Below are 786 nucleotides of genomic sequence, written 5' to 3' on the forward strand. Positions count from 1 at the left end.
GGCCCGGGGCGGCCCGGCGGTGGTGCTGGCGGCCACCGACCCGGCCAACCCGTACGGCGCGGCGCTGCCCTGGCCGGAGCGGGCGGTCGACTCCGGCGACCCGGCGACGCCGCCGGCCACCGGTCACCGGGCCGGCCGCAAGGCCGGTGCCCTGGTCGTGCTGATCGCCGGCGACCTGGTGCTCTACGTGGAGCGCGGCGGGCGCACGATCCTCTCCTTCACCGACGACGCCGACACCCTGGCCGCGGCGGGCAAGGCACTGGCCGACGCGGTCCACTCCGGCGCGTTGGGCCCGATCTCGGTGGAACGTGCCGACGGCGAGGCCGTCCGCTCGTCCCCGCTGCGCGACGCGCTGACCGCCGCCGGCTTCCGCACCACTCCCCGTGGCCTCCGCCTCCGCGCCTGATCAGTGCAGGCCGGCGAGGACCTTCTCGTAACGGGGACGGTCGGCGCGTGGGGTCGGGGCGTCCAGGTAGTTGAGCACCACCGTGCCGCTGCGGTACGCGCTCTCGTTCCACACCTCGGCGATGTCACCGGCGCTGCTCTCGTCGGGGAAGACGTAGACGGCCACGCCGTCGGTGACGACCAGTTCGGAGCAGCCCAGCCCCAGCCCGTCGGGGCCGCACTCGACTGACCGGTCCCGCGGGTTGGTCGCCTTGAGTCCGGCGGCCCGGAAGGCCGCCACCACCTGCCGCGCGCTGGGCGCGTCGGCCTGCCGGGGCGGCAGCACCACCGGGGGCGGGTCGGCCGGTCGTCGTCGCGGGGCGGTGCCGTCGGCGTCCGGCC

At 77.1% G+C, this 786-nt stretch carries 2 protein-coding genes; one reads left to right on the forward strand and one right to left on the reverse strand.

Annotated elements, in window-relative coordinates; translation table 11 throughout:
• Positions 1–406: hypothetical protein (locus C1I95_RS34260; RefSeq protein ID WP_146605954.1), on the forward strand; the 406-nt coding region annotated here is incomplete at its 5' end.
• Here the strand turns inward: C1I95_RS34260 and C1I95_RS35645 are convergent.
• Positions 407–786: hypothetical protein (locus C1I95_RS35645; RefSeq protein WP_158566530.1), on the reverse strand; the 380-nt coding region annotated here is incomplete at its 5' end.

Origin of the sequence: Micromonospora craterilacus, assembly GCF_003236315.1 — a bacterium.
In the GTDB taxonomy this organism is placed as follows: Bacteria; Actinomycetota; Actinomycetes; order Mycobacteriales; family Micromonosporaceae; genus Micromonospora; species Micromonospora craterilacus.